General features: G+C 39.4%; 16 protein-coding genes, 1 tRNA gene, 3 rRNA genes, 1 other RNA gene and 1 other annotated feature (2 of these 22 cut by a window edge). Of the genes, 4 read left to right on the top strand and 17 right to left on the bottom strand.

What is annotated here, in order from left to right:
* The 8 genes from NHG49_RS00145 to tadA all read right to left on the bottom strand — a co-directional run.
* Positions 1-48 (bottom strand): 16S ribosomal RNA (locus tag NHG49_RS00145); it reaches 1504 nt to the left of the window's first position.
* 219 nt (positions 49-267) lie between these two features.
* Positions 268-537: a pro-sigmaK processing inhibitor BofA family protein gene (locus tag NHG49_RS00140; protein ID WP_001089260.1), complete on the bottom strand. Its 270-nt coding sequence runs from the start codon at positions 535-537 to the stop codon at positions 268-270.
* A 215-nt stretch (positions 538-752) separates the two neighbouring features.
* Positions 753-974 carry a YaaL family protein gene (locus tag NHG49_RS00135; protein ID WP_000466020.1) on the bottom strand — a complete coding sequence of 74 codons (222 nt, stop codon included), beginning with the start codon at positions 972-974 and terminating at the stop codon, positions 753-755.
* Between the two features lie 14 nt (positions 975-988).
* Positions 989-1585 (bottom strand): recombination protein RecR, encoded by a 597-nt coding sequence (gene recR / locus NHG49_RS00130; protein ID WP_000559169.1) that lies wholly within the window; start codon positions 1583-1585, stop codon positions 989-991.
* 14 nt (positions 1586-1599) lie between these two features.
* A complete protein-coding gene (locus NHG49_RS00125) occupies positions 1600-1926 on the bottom strand; it encodes a YbaB/EbfC family nucleoid-associated protein (RefSeq protein WP_170771173.1) in 327 nt (108 codons plus the stop codon).
* 25 nt (positions 1927-1951) lie between these two features.
* Entirely contained in the window at positions 1952-3640 is a 1689-nt protein-coding gene (gene dnaX, locus NHG49_RS00120) for a DNA polymerase III subunit gamma/tau (RefSeq protein ID WP_064475258.1), read from the bottom strand.
* Positions 3641-3772: 132 nt separating this feature from the next.
* Positions 3773-4037: signal recognition particle sRNA large type (gene ffs, locus NHG49_RS00115), an RNA gene on the bottom strand.
* An 80-nt stretch (positions 4038-4117) separates the two neighbouring features.
* On the bottom strand, positions 4118-4618 hold the full coding sequence (gene tadA / locus NHG49_RS00110; RefSeq protein ID WP_064475257.1) for a tRNA adenosine(34) deaminase TadA: 501 nt from the start codon (positions 4616-4618) through the stop codon (positions 4118-4120).
* 107 nt (positions 4619-4725) lie between these two features.
* Between tadA and NHG49_RS00105 the strand changes: the two genes are divergently transcribed.
* The 3 genes from NHG49_RS00105 to NHG49_RS00095 all read left to right on the top strand — a co-directional run bounded on the left by NHG49_RS00105 (position 4726) and on the right by NHG49_RS00095 (position 6697).
* On the top strand, positions 4726-5265 hold the full coding sequence (locus NHG49_RS00105) for a cysteine hydrolase family protein (protein ID WP_088047005.1): 540 nt from the start codon (positions 4726-4728) through the stop codon (positions 5263-5265).
* Positions 5266-5390: 125 nt separating this feature from the next.
* Positions 5391-6026: a deoxynucleoside kinase gene (locus NHG49_RS00100; RefSeq protein ID WP_064475255.1), complete on the top strand. Its 636-nt coding sequence runs from the start codon at positions 5391-5393 to the stop codon at positions 6024-6026.
* A gap of 2 nt (positions 6027-6028) precedes the next feature.
* Complete coding sequence (locus NHG49_RS00095; protein WP_222655962.1) at positions 6029-6697, top strand: deoxynucleoside kinase; 669 nt, start codon at positions 6029-6031, stop codon at positions 6695-6697.
* A gap of 35 nt (positions 6698-6732) precedes the next feature.
* Here the strand turns inward: NHG49_RS00095 and NHG49_RS00090 are convergent, their stop codons facing one another.
* From NHG49_RS00090 to guaB, 7 genes are all read right to left on the bottom strand, one after another.
* Positions 6733-7125 carry a sigma factor-like helix-turn-helix DNA-binding protein gene (locus tag NHG49_RS00090; RefSeq protein ID WP_000364198.1) on the bottom strand — a complete coding sequence of 131 codons (393 nt, stop codon included), beginning with the start codon at positions 7123-7125 and terminating at the stop codon, positions 6733-6735.
* 166 nt (positions 7126-7291) lie between these two features.
* Positions 7292-7384 (bottom strand) — tRNA-Ser (locus tag NHG49_RS00085).
* Positions 7385-7538: 154 nt separating this feature from the next.
* Positions 7539-8813 (bottom strand): serine--tRNA ligase, encoded by a 1275-nt coding sequence (serS, locus tag NHG49_RS00080; RefSeq protein WP_000884182.1) that lies wholly within the window; start codon positions 8811-8813, stop codon positions 7539-7541.
* 51 nt (positions 8814-8864) lie between these two features.
* Positions 8865-9086: a binding site (T-box leader), on the bottom strand.
* Positions 9087-9140: 54 nt separating this feature from the next.
* Positions 9141-9731, bottom strand: a complete 591-nt coding sequence (gene pdxT / locus NHG49_RS00075; protein ID WP_064475253.1) for a pyridoxal 5'-phosphate synthase glutaminase subunit PdxT — start codon at positions 9729-9731, stop codon at positions 9141-9143.
* Positions 9732-9749: 18 nt separating this feature from the next.
* Positions 9750-10637: a pyridoxal 5'-phosphate synthase lyase subunit PdxS gene (gene pdxS / locus NHG49_RS00070; protein WP_000186157.1), complete on the bottom strand. Its 888-nt coding sequence runs from the start codon at positions 10635-10637 to the stop codon at positions 9750-9752.
* 161 nt (positions 10638-10798) lie between these two features.
* Complete coding sequence (gene dacA, locus NHG49_RS00065; protein WP_141669114.1) at positions 10799-12106, bottom strand: D-alanyl-D-alanine carboxypeptidase DacA; 1308 nt, start codon at positions 12104-12106, stop codon at positions 10799-10801.
* 113 nt (positions 12107-12219) lie between these two features.
* Complete coding sequence (gene guaB / locus NHG49_RS00060; protein ID WP_000264076.1) at positions 12220-13683, bottom strand: IMP dehydrogenase; 1464 nt, start codon at positions 13681-13683, stop codon at positions 12220-12222.
* A 115-nt stretch (positions 13684-13798) separates the two neighbouring features.
* Between guaB and NHG49_RS00055 the strand changes: the two genes are divergently transcribed.
* Positions 13799-14800, top strand: a complete 1002-nt coding sequence (locus tag NHG49_RS00055) for a YaaC family protein (protein WP_064475251.1) — start codon at positions 13799-13801, stop codon at positions 14798-14800.
* A 35-nt stretch (positions 14801-14835) separates the two neighbouring features.
* On the opposite strand, the gene rrf is transcribed toward NHG49_RS00055, so the two are convergent.
* Positions 14836-14951 (bottom strand): 5S ribosomal RNA (rrf, locus tag NHG49_RS00050).
* Positions 14952-15000: 49 nt separating this feature from the next.
* Positions 15001-17500 (bottom strand): 23S ribosomal RNA (locus NHG49_RS00045); it runs 422 nt beyond the window's last position.

The raw sequence follows: 17500 nt of genomic DNA, 5'->3' as shown, positions 1-17500 counted from the left end.
GGCACGCCGCCAGCGTTCATCCTGAGCCAGGATCAAACTCTCCAATAAAGTTAGTTTGTCTAGCATCTAAAAATAAAAATTGACGTTTCACGTTGTTTGTTTCGTTTAGTTTTCAAAGTTCAACATCGCGTTTCAGCGACTTTTATAATTTAACATTTTGCGTTAAATCTGTCAACAACTTTTTTCTTTCGTTCCTGACGACGCTTATTAATTTACCATATTAATCATTTGTTCGTCAACACTTTTTAAAAAAATGCCAAAAAAATTTTATCTTGGCATGATATAAAGCTTAATAACCACTAATGCAGCAACACCAGGTAGACCTAATAGACTTGTAATTGTTGCTGTACCCAAGTTAATTGGAATATGAAAATCAAAATATGTTCCTACAACGTTTACGATAAAAAGTAACGCTATTCCCAAAGTAACATGAAAGAGCGCTTTTCCTATAAAACGTAACGGCTTAGAAGAAACTCCAAAAACAAGAAAAATAAAAACTAGAGCAAGAATACCAACAATAATAATTGTAGAATTCATTTTTTCCTCCTTGTGAATGACCTATACACATTTATTTGTATGGGACAAGGCGATAAAAAAGAACATTTATCATACTACTCCAGTCGCTTCATCTCATTAAATTTTATTCGACGACACTTTCTTCATATAAAACGATTCCTCACTCTTTCCAAACGAAGTAACCACGCAATGTTTAACGAATAAAATAAAAGGTTCTGCTTTTTCAGCAGAACCTTTTACCATTGTTCCATTTTTACCGGACGACGTTTTGCTTCTTTTAACAAGAAGAAATATTTCGCCTCTGCTATTTTCAAAGAACAAAGTACATCTTGAGATGGTTCCACACTTTGTTCAACCATTCTCTTCTGACGTAACCATTCATTCTTCACTTTTTCTAATAGTACAATTAGCTTATCATCATACTCTTTACGCAATTTACCCTTTTTTTGAAAGAACATTTTTGTTTCTCCTCTTATACTTCTCTACGACCTTCTAACGCTTTCGACAGTGTCACTTCATCTGCATATTCTAAATCTCCACCAACTGGCAGACCATGTGCAATACGAGTTACTTTAATACCTGTCGGCTTTAAGAGGCGGGATATATACATCGCTGTAGCTTCCCCTTCAATATTAGGGTTTGTTGCTAGTATCACTTCTTGTACCGTTTCATCATGCAGTCGCTTTAAAAGTTGCGGGATATTAATGTCTTCCGGTCCAATTCCCTCCATTGGAGAAATCGCACCACGTAACACATGATATACACCTTGATACTCTTTCATCTTTTCCATTGCGATTACATCTTTCGGTTCCTGCACAACACAAACAACCGACTGATCTCGATGCGAATCATTACAAATATAACAAGGGTCGCGGTCAGTAATATGTCCGCATACAGAACAATACGCTAAATCTCGCTTCGCATTCACAAGTGCTTTTGCAAAACCTAACACATCATCTTCTTTCATATCTAATACGAAAAATGCCAATCGAACCGCTGTTTTCGGTCCGATTCCTGGCAACTTCATAAAACTATCAATTAATTTCGATATCGGTTCTGGATAATGCATATATCAGTATCCTCCTAGAACATTCCACCTGGTAAGTTCAAGCCTTTTGTAAATTTACCCATTGTAGAGTTTGAAAGTTCATCAGCTTTTTTAAGTGCATCATTCGTTGCAGCTAACACTAAGTCTTGTAACATTTCGATATCTTCTGGATCTACAACTTCTTCTTTAACTTTCACTTCAAGAATTTGCTTATGACCATTTGCAATAACTGTGACCATACCGCCGCCAGCTGTACCTTCAACTGTTTTTTCGCCAAGCTCTTCTTGCGCCTTTGCCATATCTTTTTGCATCTTTTGCATTTGTTTCATCATATTATTCATATTTCCCATTCCGCCACGCATCATAATTAATTCCTCCTAATTATTATTACTCTTTTATTTCAATAAGTTCTTGTCCTACTAATTTTACGGCCTCTTCTATAAGAGGATCTTCTTTTTTCTCTGGGCTTTCTTCAGACTCCCCGCCTTCACGCTGTAAAAAATCTTCACGGATTTTACCCCATTCACTTTTTGGAATGGCAATCATATTTAATCTTTTACTTAGCAATTCAAATAAGGCTTGTTCCACTGTATCCATAGCTTCTCGATTTTCGCTTGCCATTTTACAGTGAATCTCATATTGAAACGCTAAAACGTAAGTATCATCCGAAGCCGCCACCGGTTCGCTATTTTCTAATAAAACAGCAAACGCTACTTTGTTGTATGCTTTGAGTCTGCCTAACAACTCACCCCACACAGCTTTTAATTGCTCTAAATCCTGGCGCTTTGCTTGTTTTAACACTTCATTTACGCGTCCGACAGGAATCTTCATACTACCTGTCCGCACTGGCTTTGGTGTTGCACGTGTCTCTCTGACTTCTTGCTGCACACCAGCCGGCACACCATTCTTTTTGACTTGTTCTAACTCTTTCTCCAATTGCTGCATCCTGTTCATAATTGCTTGTAAACGATCTGCACCGTTTGCTTGCATCATAAACTGTTGACACAGTTGTACCATAACAACTTCTAAGAAAATTCGCGGATGATTTGTCCACTTCATTTCCTGTTGTCCCTTACTAAGAGTATGAATGATTTCATAGATTACTTCCGGTTGCATTTCTTCACTTAACATCCGGAATTGCTCATCTACCATTACTCGTTCCAACATATGTTCCAGTTGTGGTGAAGTTTGATATAAAAGCATATCCCGATAATAGTAAATGAAATCCTCCATAAAACGAACTGGATCTTTCCCTTTACCCATCATCTCATCTATGATACGTAATGCTCTTGATACATCATTTTCACGTATACATTCTACTAAGTTACCTAAGTATTGCTGGGAAACAGAACCTGTCACAGCTAATACATCTTCTGTCGTAACTGTCTCATCACTATAAGATATTGCCTGATCAATAAGACTAAGCGCATCACGCATACCACCTTCAGCGGCACGTGCAACAATTTGTAACGCCTCATCTTCTACTTGCGTACCTTCATTCGTCACAACCGTCGATAATCTCTCAACAATATCATTTACTGATATTTTTCGAAATTCAAAACGCTGGCAACGTGAAATGATTGTAGGCGGAATCTTATGCGGTTCTGTTGTCGCCAAAATAAAGATGACGTGTCCTGGCGGCTCTTCTAACGTTTTTAAAAGCGCATTGAAGGCCCCCATAGAAAGCATGTGGACTTCATCAATAATGTATACTTTATATTCTACAGCACTTGGAGCATATTTTACTTTATCTCTAATATCTCGAATTTCATCTACACCGTTATTTGAAGCCGCATCAATTTCTAATACATCTGAAATAGATCCTTGTGTAATCCCCAAACAAGAAGGACATTCATTACAAGGTTCAGCTACCGGAGCATGTTCACAGTTGATTGCTTTTGCAAATACTTTTGCAATTGTCGTTTTTCCTGTTCCCCTCGGCCCAGAAAATAAATAAGCATGTGAAACTTTCTCTTGAAGAAGGGCATTTTGCAACGTTTTTGTCACGTGCTTTTGACCAACTACATCTTCAAATTTTTGCGGTCTCCATGTTCGGTATAACGCTTGGTATGACACGAAAATACGGCCTCCCTCAAAGGTTATTATCTCATTTATTATAACCCATTCTGTTTATAGATTCCAAAAGTTATTTTCTATACAAAAAACCCACCTTAGTATTAAGGTGAGTTTTGTATACATATATAACTGCCGTGCACCTTCTGTCGATTACGTACCATAAGCGTTACTCAAGCAGTTAGCTCGGTTCAGGCACTCCTGCGGCACACGAGAAGACCCGCTTATTGCTGCTTCCTTCCGGACCTGACAAGGTTCACGGGGTCCCGTTGCGCAGGACCCAAACGTCAACACCACTTACTTAAGGCAGACCTTACAGCAGCATAACCTCGAGAAGGGATTCGGCCTCGCTAGAGCGGATTGCGAGTATAGGGCACCGCTACCTCCCCGCTTAGCACGGCAAAGTTAAAACCAATATTCGGTTGCCTTCATTAAAAGGCATTATCAGTATAACTTGTTTTTTTACAAAATGCAAATACGTTAATTCTCGTTACTTTTCTCTAATTTTTTTATCGCTTTTCTTTTTTTACGAAGCTCTCTAAAAAAGTTTGTTAACAAAGTACCGCATTCTTCTTCTAATACACCAGCAACTACCTCGCATTGATGGTTAAAGCGTTCATCCGTTAAAAGATTCATCAACGTCCCTGCACATCCACCTTTCGGATCACTTGCACCATATACAACTCGCTTCACTCGTGATAAAACAATTCCACCCGCACACATCGGACAAGGCTCTAATGTTACATATAACGTCGCATCTTCTAAACGCCATGTCCCTAATTTTTTGCACGCCTCATCAATAGCTAACAACTCAGCGTGAGCTATTGATCTTTGTTCAGTTTCTCTTAAATTATGAGCAACACTAATTACTTCACCATCTAACACTATAACTGCACCAATCGGTACTTCTTGTATTGCCTCTGCTTTTTCAGCCTCTTCTATTGCTAACTGCATAAAATAAATATCTTGATCGCGTTCCATACCATAGTCCTTTCATTACAAATAAAGTACACTTATTTCCATTTACTACACATGGGATAACTTTTACAAATTCAATCCACCCTAATAAAAAAGAGAGGAGATTACATATGAAGAATACTGCCTTACTCATTATCGATATGATTAATGATTTTCAATTTTCACACGGGCCCATCTTAGCCAAAAAATGCGAAATTATAACAAACCCTATTTTACAATTAAAGAAAACAATGAAATCCTTTGGCTACCCCATAATTTATGTTAATGACCATTATCAACTTTGGAGATCTGATATTGACCAACTAATTACCCATTGTACAAATGAGTATAGCGAAAATATCATTCATAAGATTGCTCCAAATTCCGATGATTACATTTTTATTAAACCACATTACTCTGCTTTTTATGAAACACCTTTAAATTCTTTATTAGGCTATTTAAAAATAGAAAATCTAATATTAACAGGAGTCGCCGGGAATATATGTATCCTCTTTACAGCTAACGACGCTCATATGAGAAATTATACACTGTATGTACCACAGGACTGTATTGCCTCTAATCACGATCAGGATAATCTGCATGCTTTAAAAATAATGGAATCCACATTAAAAGCAAATATAGTACCTTCATCTCAAATAAAAATTAATTAATACATATATCTATTTTCTAACTTTTTATATCAAATTAACCCGCTCGCTTCCCTCTTGTGCTACAATAATTCTGTTTTGTGTTTTTAGTAGTCACGGTAAATCACTGATTGAAAGGAGGAAACAGCGTGACCGGAGTACCTTTTATCACGGTTGAAGGACCAATTGGTGTTGGAAAAACCTCGCTTGCGAAGGCAATTTCAACTCACATGCAACTCCACTTACTAAAAGAGATTGTTGATGAAAATCCTTTTTTAGGAAAATTCTATGAAGACATCGACGAATGGAGTTTTCAAACAGAGATGTTCTTTCTTTGTAATAGATACAAACAATTAGAAGATATTAACATAAAGTATTTGAATCAAAGGAAGCCAGTAGTAGCGGATTATCATATATTTAAAAATTTAATTTTCGCATCCCGTACATTAAAGAATTCTCAATACGACAAGTACATGCAAATCTATCGTATCCTTACACAAGATATGCCTGTACCAAACGTTATCGTTTATTTAACAGCTAGCTTGGAAACATTACAAACACGAATTGCGATGCGCGGAAGAGAATTCGAAAAAAATATGGATCCCAATTACTTACTACAGCTCACAAAAGATTACGAAACGGCAATGGATACTTTTAAAAAGGATCATCCAGATATCCCAGTATTGAAATTTAACGGAGACGATATGGATTTTGTAAAAAATCCTGATGATTTAAACGTCATCCTATCCGCCCTTCAAAATACTCTCTTAAAGGAGTCGAAATAACAATGAATTTAAGGCAAAAATATGATATACCAAATGACGCAGTAATCACTATTGCTGGAACAGTAGGTGTCGGAAAATCAACTATGACAACTGCATTAGCTAACACTTTAGGTTATCGCACATCATTTGAAAAGGTAGATTCGAACCCGTATTTGGACAAGTTCTATGCTGATTTCACACGCTGGAGCTTCCACTTGCAAGTGTACTTTTTAGCAGAACGATTTAAAGAACAAAAAAGAATTTTTGAATACGGTGGCGGTTTTGTTCAAGATCGCTCTATCTATGAAGACACTGGAATTTTTGCAAAGATGCATCATGAAAAAGGTACAATGACGGAAACTGATTATGAAACATACAAAGGTTTATTTGATGCTATGGTCATGACTCCTTACTTCCCTCATCCAGATTTATTAATTTACTTAGAAGGTTCTTTCGATGATATTGTTAATCGTATCCAAGAACGCGGACGTCCGATGGAACAACAAACACCAATTGAGTATTGGAAAGAGATGCATGGCCGTTACGAAAACTGGATTAACAACTTTAATGCATGCCCTGTTTTACGATTAAACATTAATGAATACGATATTTTAAAAGATGGCGATTCAATTGAACCAATCATTAAAAAAATTGGCCATTTTTTAAAACAAACACGTAAACTTGTAAAATAAAAAACCCGTGCATACGCACGGGTTTTTCTATTAAATTACTTCTTTTTTGTCGGAGCAATAATTTCACTCTCAGGTTTTCCAGCGTTAATACGCTGACGAACAGTACTTGTACTAATATCGTATGTTTCAGCAATCTCTTTAACAGTCATTTCTTTCCCGTTAATTACTGCTGTTAATACTTTACCTGTACGTTTTGGAGCTGCTTCTTTCTTTACAGCTGCTTTTTCAACTTTTTTTGGCGCCTCTACTTTTGTCGCAGTTTGCTTTACATCACAAGTGCAACCACAAAGTTTACGGAATGTATCATCGCTTATAATGCGTGACACATTTGCACCACTGTTTAAAATTCTATTGTTCTTACAGACAGGACATTGTACATAATATAAAGTTTTTCCATCTAAAGGAAACGTTTGTATAATAAGATCCATGTTGACTCCTTTCATATCTATGAAGATAATCATCGGAATATGAGTGTGTAATAAGGAGAAAATCGCCCTACACCATACTTTATGATTGGTTTTAAAATAAAAACTCGTTACGTGTTGGTAACGAGTTCTCCAATCTCCACTTATATGCGCTGTTGTCAATTATATCTGGAGGAGGTAGAGGGATTCGAACCCCCGCGCGACTCTCGCCGCCTGTCGGTTTTCAAGACCGATCCCTTCAGCCAGACTTGGGTATACCTCCATATTGACATCAAATATAATATCAAAAGAAAAACAGTTAGTCAACCCTACTAAAATAAATTATGAGGAAAGGGGAAATTTACCTTTCCCCTCCTACATTTCAGTACTGACAATGCTCATAATTACCAATCACTCATACCGATGAATGTTTACATTTACTTAATAACTGCTTTTCCTCCCATATAAGGGCGAAGAACTTCTGGAATTATAATTGTACCATCTTCTTGTTGGTAGTTCTCTAAAATAGCTGCAACCGTACGTCCAATCGCAAGACCAGATCCATTTAATGTATGAACATGTTCTGGTTTTCCGTTTGGCTCACGACGGAAACGGATATTTGCACGTCTCGCTTGGAAAGCCTCAAAATTACTACAAGAAGAAATCTCACGATATGTGCCATAGCTTGGAATCCATACTTCGATATCGTATTTCTTCGCTGCTGTAAATCCTAAATCGCCTGTGCACATGCTCATAACGCGATATGGCAACTCTAATAATTGTAACACGCGTTCTGCATCATTTGTTAGTTTTTCTAACTCTTCATAAGAATCTTCTGGTTTTACGAACTTTACAAGCTCTACTTTATTGAACTGATGCTGACGAATTAAGCCACGTGTATCACGACCAGCTGAACCTGCTTCAGAACGGAAACAAGAGCTAAATGCAGCATATCGTATAGGCAATTGATCTTTATTTAAGATTTCATCACGATGCATGTTCGTTACAGGTACTTCAGCTGTCGGAATTAAGAAGTAATCTTCACTTTCAATACGGAATGCATCTTCTTCAAATTTCGGAAGTTGTCCTGTTCCTGTCATACTTGCACGGTTTACCATATACGGAGGTAATACTTCTTCGTATCCATGCTCATCAGTATGAAGATCAAGCATAAAGCTAATTAAAGCACGCTCTAATCTCGCGCCAGCACCTTTATAGAATACGAAGCGGCTTCCCGTTACTTTCCCAGCACGCTCAAAATCTAAAATTCCTAAATCTGTAGCAAGATCCCAATGTGGTTTTGGTTCATAAGCAAATTCTTTCACTTCTCCCCAAGTACGTGCTACTACATTATCATCTTCTGTTTCACCAACTGGAGCAGATTCATGAGGAATATTTGGAATAGATAACATTAATCTTTCTAAATCTTCTTCAACTGTACGAAGTTCATTATCAAGATCTTTTACTTTTTCTCCAACTTCACGCATTTCTAGAATTAGAGCTTCTGCATCTTTCTTTTCGCGCTTCAATACAGAGATTTGTTGAGATACTTCGTTACGTTTACTTTTTAGTTCCTCTGTTTGAACAAGTAATTCTCTTCTTCTCGTATCCAGCTCTTCAAAGCGACCAAAATCAGTTAAATCTTCGCCTCTATGCTGTAACTTTGCTTTTACTTCTTCAAAATTTGTACGTAAAAATTTAATATCAAGCATTATATACTCCTCCTTTTATTTTATAAAACACAAAAAACTCCCGTCCCTATATAAAGGGACGGGAGTTAACCCGCGTTGCCACCCTAGTTGAAAGCATTACCGCCTTCCTCTCAAGTAGAAATAACGGCTCTTCACCGGGAATGTTTACTAATCATAAAGATATTCCACATTCCATTCCAGGATGGATTCACAAACTGTTTCTATCGATTTCCACCAACCATCGACTCTCTATAAGAAACGGCATTTGTTACTACTTCCTATCAACACGCTTATTTTATAAAATTGTTACCATCAATTTACTATAATCTTATACAAGTTGCAAGTTACTTAGACAACTTTTTTCGTTTTCGCTTCTTTTACCATTTCTACAAAGTATGCTGTGACACGATGATCATCCGTTAATTCCGGATGGAATGAAGCAGCTAAAAACTGATTTTGTTTTACTGCTACCATTCGGTCACCATGTGTAGAAAGTACTTCAACATCATCAGCTACATTTACAACATACGGAGCACGGATAAATACACCAATAAATTCTTCTCCTACACCTTTAATTGAAAGTGCGACTTCAAAGCTATCTTTTTGGCGTCCGAACGCATTGCGTTCTACTGTAATATCCATAGCACCAATATGTGCTTCTTCATAGCCAATAAGTGTTTTTGCAAGAAGAATCATACCTGCACATGTACCAAACATTGGTTTACCAGACTTCGCGAATGTACGAAGTGGTTCCATGAAAGCATACTTATCAATAAGACGGCGCATTGTTGTACTTTCACCGCCTGGTAAAATAAGACCATCAATCTCTTCAAGTTGCTCTATACGCTTTACAACAACAGCTTCTGCACCACTTGCTTCAACTGATTTTATATGCTCACGAACTGCACCTTGAAGACCTAGTACACCGATTTTCACCATTTTAAAGTTCTCCTTCAATTACCATCCACGCTCTTGCATGCGTTGTTCTGGTAATAATGTTGAAATTTCGATACCTTTCATTGCATTACCTAACCCTTTAGAAAGGCTTGCAATTAGTTCGTAATCCTCATAATGAGTCGTCGCTTCAACGATTGCGCGTGCAAATTTCTCTGGATTTTCTGATTTGAAGATACCAGATCCTACGAATACACCATCCGCACCAAGTTGCATCATTAACGCTGCATCTGCTGGTGTTGCTACACCACCTGCTGCGAAGTTTACAACTGGCAAACGACCAAGGCGTTTAATTTCAAGTAGTACTTCATAAGGAGCACCAGTATTTTTTGCATATGTCATTAACTCATCTTCACGTAGACTTGCAACTTGACGGATTTCTGCATTGACTTGGCGCATATGACGCACTGCCTCTACAATGTTTCCTGTTCCTGGTTCACCTTTTGTACGAAGCATAGATGCACCTTCTGCAATACGACGTGCAGCTTCTCCGATATCACGGCAACCACATACAAATGGAACTGTGTAATCACGTTTATTTAAATGGTATACTTCATCGGCAGGAGTTAACACTTCACTCTCATCGATATAGTCTACCCCTAATGATTCTAATACACGTGCTTCTACAAGGTGACCGATACGGCATTTTGCCATAACCGGAATTGACACCGCACCCATAACTTCCTCAACGATTGTTGGGTCTGCCATACGAGAAACGCCACCTGCTGCACGAATATCTGCTGGTACACGCTCTAGTGCCATAACGGCAACTGCGCCTGCCTCTTCTGCAATTTTTGCTTGTTCAGCGTTAATTACGTCCATAATAACGCCGCCTTTTTGCATTTCTGCCATTCCACGTTTTACACGTTCTGTCCCTGTTACATTTGTCATGTTACAAAAACCCCCCTAGGTGAATTGCTTTTCCCCGTTAAAGGCGAAAATTAAGAATACTCTTACATTCTACCACTAACCATCAGATGCTTGTCTACTACTTTTTCATAAAGTCGGTATGAAAAATAGGAATAAGAAAAAGCCCCTACAATGAGGAGCTTTTAAAACCAACCTTTTACTGTATCAACAGCACTATTCCATATACCACTAAAGAAAGAACCAATTCCGCGCATAGAGCGAGTAAACCAATTCGCTTCCTCTACTGCAGACGTTGTTACAAGATCTATTTGTAATGACTTACCAGATAAAAATCCAGGGTCATTCGCATCTTTTGGTGTGATTACCATTTGGCCAAGTACAGCTCCCTTTTTAATAGGTGCTTCTTGTCCCTTATTTGCTTCTTTTAATTCTGTTTTATAAACATCTTTACTTCCTTTTGGCACTGGAAGTGAAACAGCTTGTTTTGTTTGAACTGCTACATCTTTATCTTTAGCATTTTCTACTCGTACTGTTTCTTGTCCTTTTACTGAAGAATCTTTTTTATACATTTGCTTCATTTCAAAGTTAGCAAATCCATAATCATATAGCTTCTTTGTTTCATCAAAACGTGCTGTATGAGAACTTGTTTTAATAACTACAGAAATAAAACGCATACCGTTTCTTTCAACCGTACCAGTGAAGCAATCCCCGGCTTCTGGAGTCGAGCCTGTTTTCAGGCCATCTACGCCATCATATTCTTTCACTAAGCCCTTTAACATCCAGTTCCAGTTCGACATTGCAAACTTCTCTTTTTGTGGACGAAATTCTTTTTTCGGGATTTTTGCTGTATCTAACACTTTTGGGTAATCTTTAATTAAATGTTGTGCTAAAGTTGCAACATCCTTTGCAGACATTTTATTTTCTTCATCCGCTGTTGTTCCTTCAGGGTGCATTCCCTTTAAATCTTTATTCGTTAAACCTGTAGAATTGACAAATTTATAATTTTTCAACCCTAGTTCTTTCGATTTATCATTCATCATTTTTACGAAGTCTACTTCTTTACCTGCAATTGCTTCTGCTAATGCAATTGTTGCACCATTTGCAGAAAAGATTGCCATTGCTTCATATAACTCTTTTACTGTATAAATGCCGCCATTTTCTAATGCAACATTTGATAAAGAAGCATCTTGTGAAACCTTATACGCATATTCAGAAACCTTAATTTTTTGATCCCACTTAAGTTTTCCTTTATCCACTGCTTCATGAACTAAATATTCACTCATCATCTTTGTCATACTAGCAATTGATAATAATTCATCTGCATTCTTTTGATATAAAATTTTCCCAGAATTTGCTTCAACTAAAATTGCTGCACCTGCTTCAATGTTTAAAGAAGCTCCTGTTTCTGCTGATGCATTGCTATATGGTAACAACATACTACAAGCTAGTGTAAGCATTGTTACTAAAGCAATGAATCTTTTGCAAAACATACCTTTCACGTCTGTTACCCCCAATATCTATGTACTCACATAACCGTTATTCTAACATAATCAAAAAAAAATAGACAGAGATATCAAATCTCCGTCTATTTGTATATCAGACATTATAATGAGTAGTTTGGAGCCTCTTTTGTAATTTGTACGTGATGAGGGTGGCTTTCACGTAAACCAGCACCTGACATACGAATGAATTGTGCATTCTCACGTAAGAATTCTAAATTCTGCGCTCCGCAATATCCCATACCGGCACGTAATCCACCAACTAATTGATGAACTGTATCTGCTAAAGGTCCTTTATATGGTACTCGACCTTCAATACCTTCTGGAACAAGTTTTTTATTTCCTTCTTGGAAGTAACGGTCTTTACTTCCTTTTTCCATCGCTCCGACAGAACCCATACCACGATATACTTTAAATTGACGACCTTGGTAAATTTCAGTCTCTCCAGGGCTTTCAGCAACACCAGCAAACATACTACCTAGCATAACAACGTGTGCTCCTGCTGCTAAAGCTTTTACCATGTCACCAGAGTACTTAACACCACCATCAGCAATAACCGGAATACCGTGTTTACGAGCTTCTGTTGCACAATCATAAACTGCTGTTAATTGTGGTACACCCACGCCAGCTACAACGCGTGTCGTACAAATAGAGCCTGGTCCAATACCAACTTTAACTACGTTTGCACCTGCTTCAATTAATGCTTTCGTTGCTTCAGCAGTAGCAACATTTCCAGCGATAATATTTAGTGATGGATATTTCGCACGAACTTCTTTTACTTTATCAATAACACCTTGAGAATGTCCATGAGCTGTATCGAGTACGATTGCATCTACGCTAGCTTTTACTAATGCGTCGATACGAAGCATAGCATCAGCCGTTACACCAACCGCTGCTCCAACTAATAAGCGTCCTTGCTTATCCTTCGCAGAATTTGGGAATTCAATTACTTTTTCAATATCTTTTATTGTAATCAGCCCTTGTAATACACCGTTGTTATCAACGAGAGGGAGTTTTTCAATTTTGTACTTTTGTAGGATCTTTTCAGCTTCTTCCAGCGTTGTACCAACTGGAGCTGTAATTAGCTTTTCTTTTGTCATTACGTCGGAAATTTTGATTGAGTAGTCTTGGATAAAACGCATATCACGGTTTGTAATAATACCAACTAATTTTCGCTCGTCTAAATTATTTACAACCGGTACACCTGAGATACGGTATTTTCCCATAAGATGCTCTGCATCATACACTTGATGTTCTGGAGTTAAAAAGAAAGGATCTGAAATAACGCCACTTTCAGAACGTTTTACTTTATCAACTTGCTCCGCTTGTTGTTCAATAGACATGTTTTTATGAATAATTCCTAAACCGCCTTGACGAGCCATTGCAATAGCCATATCAGCTTCTGTTACTGTATCCATTCCTGCACTAATTAACGGGATATTTAACTGTAAGCTTTCAGATAAAACTGTTTTAACACTTACTTCTCTTGGTAGTACATCTGACTTTGCTGGTACAAGTAATACGTCATCAAAAGTCAAACCTTCTTTAACAAATTTAGATTCCCACATAATTGTTCCCCCCATGATACCAGAAATTATTATTAGTAGCTTATCAATTGGTTAAAATACTGTCAAGGACGTATATATATGTTAGAATTTTTAGACAATAAAAGGAGCGTAATATATGCATCAAACACATTGTACTTGGCAGCAATTAAGTTTCTTCTTTTCATCTCAAAATGTACAACGTTATCTTGCCCGTTGCTATGAAAAATCCTCCATACAAGATGCTGAAAAAAAAAGTTTCGAAAATTGTTATCCCTTTATTTATTACTTAGAACACGGGAAAAACTATTATGAATTATATAAGGTAGCCCCATTTTCCATTCAGCCAATGTTATTGTTTTATGGAATGAGCCAACTTTTTAAAGCCTGCTTACTAACTATTGATCCTAACTATCCAGAATCCACTACTGTTTTAGCTCATGGTGTTACGACTCGTAAACGAAAAAAACAGGGGTATCAATTTTTAGAAGATGAGGTGAAGGTGCAAAAAAATGGATTATTTACTCATATTGCAGAACAGCTGTTTCACATGAAACACTTAGAAGCAGAGAAGTTTAACATGTTAGATCTAATGGGAAATATTCCTGAATTACAAAATTTATTTCGCTATAGTCAAAGAGGGGCCACATTATATAAAATCGATTCAACAAATACAAATGAACTTTCCTTTTCGGTCAACATACTAGATCGACTCCATATGACTACAGAAAGATTTTCACGTTACATTGAATCAACTTGTAAACATTTATCCATACAACATGTTCCCGGGAAAACGAGCGGATCGAATTTGCTTTTTACAGCTCCTATCCAATCGTGGAATCCTATATATAGTACGCCCTTATACTACGAATATCTTGCTGATGCTTATTACTTACCAATTACAACTGACCCGAGAAATCCTAAACCAGTATTACCTGAACTTCTTGTTCATTATTTATTGCTCTACAATTTAAGTATGATTTCTAGATATGAAACAGATTGGTGGTATGATTTACTTGGGAGCTATGGTTCTGAAGATTACCCATTTATTTATCAATTTCTTACTATTTCTGCTCAAAAAATCCCTTACTATATTTCATCTTTTTTACTAACAGGACCAGGCCTATTCCATGGGAAATAAAAAAAACACAAGTCAAAAGACTTGTGTTTTTAATTGCTTGGCGACGTCCTACTCTCACAGGGACAAGGTCCCAACTACCATCGGCGCTAGAGAGCTTAACTTCCGTGTTCGGTATGGGAACGGGTGTGACCTCTCTGCCATCATCACCAAACTATGAAGGCATATTCCTTCAAAACTAGATAACATTTGCTACATATTATATGGTTAAGTCCTCGATCTATTAGTATTCGTCAGCTCCACATGTCACCATGCTTCCACCTCGAACCTATCAACCTGATCATCTTTCAGGGATCTTACTAGCTTACGCTATGGGAAATCTCATCTTGAGGGGGGCTTCATGCTTAGATGCTTTCAGCACTTATCCCTTCCGCACATAGCTACCCAGCTATGCCCTTGGCAGAACAACTGGTACACCAGCGGTGCGTCCATCCCGGTCCTCTCGTACTAAGGACAGCTCCTCTCAAATTTCCTACGCCCACGACGGATAGGGACCGAACTGTCTCACGACGTTCTGAACCCAGCTCGCGTACCGCTTTAATGGGCGAACAGCCCAACCCTTGGGACCGACTACAGCCCCAGGATGCGATGAGCCGACATCGAGGTGCCAAACCTCCCCGTCGATGTGGACTCTTGGGGGAGATAAGCCTGTTATCCCCGGGGTAGCTTTTATCCGTTGAGCGATGGCCCTTCCATGCGGAACCACCGGATCACTAAGCCCGACTTTCGTCCCTGCTCGACTTGTAGGTCTCGCAGTCAAGCTCCCTTATGCCTTTGCACTCTACGAATGATTTCCAACCATTCTGAGGGAACCTTTGGGCGCCTCCGTTACACTTTAGGAGGCGACCGCCCCAGTCAAACTGCCCACCTGACACTGTCTCCCGGGTCGATAAGACCCGTAGGTTAGAATTTCAATACATTCAGGGCGGTATCCCACCAGCGCCTCCACCGAAGCTAGCGCTCCGGTTTCAATGGCTCCCGCCTATCCTGTACAAAATGTACCAAAATTCAATATCAGGCTACAGTAAAGCTCCACGGGGTCTTTCCGTCCTGTCGCGGGTAACCTGCATCTTCACAGGTACTATAATTTCACCGAGTCTCTGGTTGAGACAGTGCCCAAATCGTTACACCTTTCGTGCGGGTCGGAACTTACCCGACAAGGAATTTCGCTACCTTAGGACCGTTATAGTTACGGCCGCCGTTTACTGGGGCTTCAGTTCAGAGCTTCGCTTACGCTAACCCCTCTCCTTAACCTTCCAGCACCGGGCAGGTGTCAGCCCCTATACTTCGCCTTACGGCTTCGCAGAGACCTGTGTTTTTGCTAAACAGTCGCTTGGGCCTATTCACTGCGGCTTTCCGTTAAGAAAGCACCCCTTCTCCCGAAGTTACGGGGTCATTTTGCCGAGTTCCTTAACCAGAGTTCTCTCGCACACCTTAGGATTCTCTCCTCGCCTACCTGTGTCGGTTTGCGGTACAGGCACCTTTTATCTCGCTAGAAGCTTTTCTTGGCAGCGGGGAATCAAAGACTTCGCTCCATAAGGAGCTTCCCCATCACAGCTCAGCCTTCACGATAAGCGGATTTGCCTACTTATCAGCCTAACTGCTTGGACGTGCACAACCAATCGCACGCTTCTTCTATCCTTCTGCGTCCCTCCATTGCTCAAACGATAAAGAGGTGGTACAGGAATATCAACCTGTTGTCCATCGCCTACGCCTGTCGGCCTCGGCTTAGGTCCTGACTAACCCTGAGCGGACGAGCCTTCCTCAGGAAACCTTAGGCATTCGGTGGACGGGATTCTCACCCGTCTTTCGCTACTCATACCGGCATTCTCACTTCTAAGCGCTCCACCAGTCCTTCCGGTCTGACTTCACTGCACTTAGAACGCTCCCCTACCACTGATACCATTGGTATCAATTCGCAGCTTCGGTGGTGTATTTAGCCCCGGTACATTTTCGGCGCAGAGTCACTCGACTAGTGAGCTATTACGCACTCTTTAAATGGTGGCTGCTTCTAAGCCAACATCCTAGTTGTCTAAGCAACTCCACATCCTTTTCCACTTAATACACACTTTGGGACCTTAGCTGGCGATCTGGGCTGTTTCCCTCTTGACTACGGATCTTATCACTCGCAGTCTGACTCCTAAGGATAAGTCATTGGCATTCGGAGTTTGACTGAATTCGGTAATCCGATGAGGACCCCTAGTTCAATCAGTGCTCTACCTCCAAGACTCTTACACTTAAGGCTAGCCCTAAAGCTATTTCGGGGAGAACCAGCTATCTCCAGGTTCGATTGGAATTTCTCCGCTACCCACACCTCATCCCCGCACTTTTCAACGTGCGTGGGTTCGGGCCTCCATTCAGTGTTACCTGAACTTCACCCTGGACATGGGTAGATCACCTGGTTTCGGGTCTACGACCACGTACTAAACGCCCTATTCAGACTCGCTTTCGCTGCGGCTCCGCCTCTTCAGCTTAACCTCGCACGGGATCGTAACTCGCCGGTTCATTCTACAAAAGGCACGCCATCACCCATTAACGGGCTCTGACTATTTGTAGGCACACGGTTTCAGGATCTCTTTCACTCCCCTTCCGGGGTGCTTTTCACCTTTCCCTCACGGTACTGGTTCACTATCGATCACTAGGGAGTATTTAGCCTTGGGAGATGGTCCTCCCAGATTCCGACGGAATTTCACGTGTTCCGCC

The organism is Bacillus sp. IBL03825 (assembly GCF_024712505.1).
Lineage (GTDB): Bacteria > Bacillota > Bacilli > Bacillales > Bacillaceae_G > Bacillus_A > Bacillus_A wiedmannii.
This window is presented reverse-complemented; position numbering and strand designations above follow the sequence as displayed.

Bases quoted from the DNA above. Each gene is read 5' to 3' on its own strand.
- NHG49_RS00140 (WP_001089260.1), bottom strand. From the start codon at position 537: ATGAATTCTACAATTATTATTGTTGGTATTCTTGCTCTAGTTTTTATT.
- NHG49_RS00135 (WP_000466020.1), bottom strand. From the start codon at position 974: ATGTTCTTTCAAAAAAAGGGTAAATTGCGTAAAGAGTATGATGATAAG.
- recR (WP_000559169.1), bottom strand. From the start codon at position 1,585: ATGCATTATCCAGAACCGATATCGAAATTAATTGATAGTTTTATGAAG.
- NHG49_RS00125 (WP_170771173.1), bottom strand. From the start codon at position 1,926: ATGCGTGGCGGAATGGGAAATATGAATAATATGATGAAACAAATGCAA.
- tadA (WP_064475257.1), bottom strand. From the start codon at position 4,618: ATGGAACGCGATCAAGATATTTATTTTATGCAGTTAGCAATAGAAGAG.
- NHG49_RS00105 (WP_088047005.1), top strand. From the start codon at position 4,726: ATGAAGAATACTGCCTTACTCATTATCGATATGATTAATGATTTTCAA.
- NHG49_RS00095 (WP_222655962.1), top strand. From the start codon at position 6,029: ATGAATTTAAGGCAAAAATATGATATACCAAATGACGCAGTAATCACT.
- NHG49_RS00090 (WP_000364198.1), bottom strand. From the start codon at position 7,125: ATGGATCTTATTATACAAACGTTTCCTTTAGATGGAAAAACTTTATAT.
- serS (WP_000884182.1), bottom strand. From the start codon at position 8,813: ATGCTTGATATTAAATTTTTACGTACAAATTTTGAAGAAGTAAAAGCA.
- pdxT (WP_064475253.1), bottom strand. From the start codon at position 9,731: ATGGTGAAAATCGGTGTACTAGGTCTTCAAGGTGCAGTTCGTGAGCAT.
- pdxS (WP_000186157.1), bottom strand. From the start codon at position 10,637: ATGACAAATGTAACAGGGACAGAACGTGTAAAACGTGGAATGGCAGAA.
- dacA (WP_141669114.1), bottom strand. From the start codon at position 12,106: ATGTTTTGCAAAAGATTCATTGCTTTAGTAACAATGCTTACACTAGCT.
- guaB (WP_000264076.1), bottom strand. From the start codon at position 13,683: ATGTGGGAATCTAAATTTGTTAAAGAAGGTTTGACTTTTGATGACGTA.
- NHG49_RS00055 (WP_064475251.1), top strand. From the start codon at position 13,799: ATGCATCAAACACATTGTACTTGGCAGCAATTAAGTTTCTTCTTTTCA.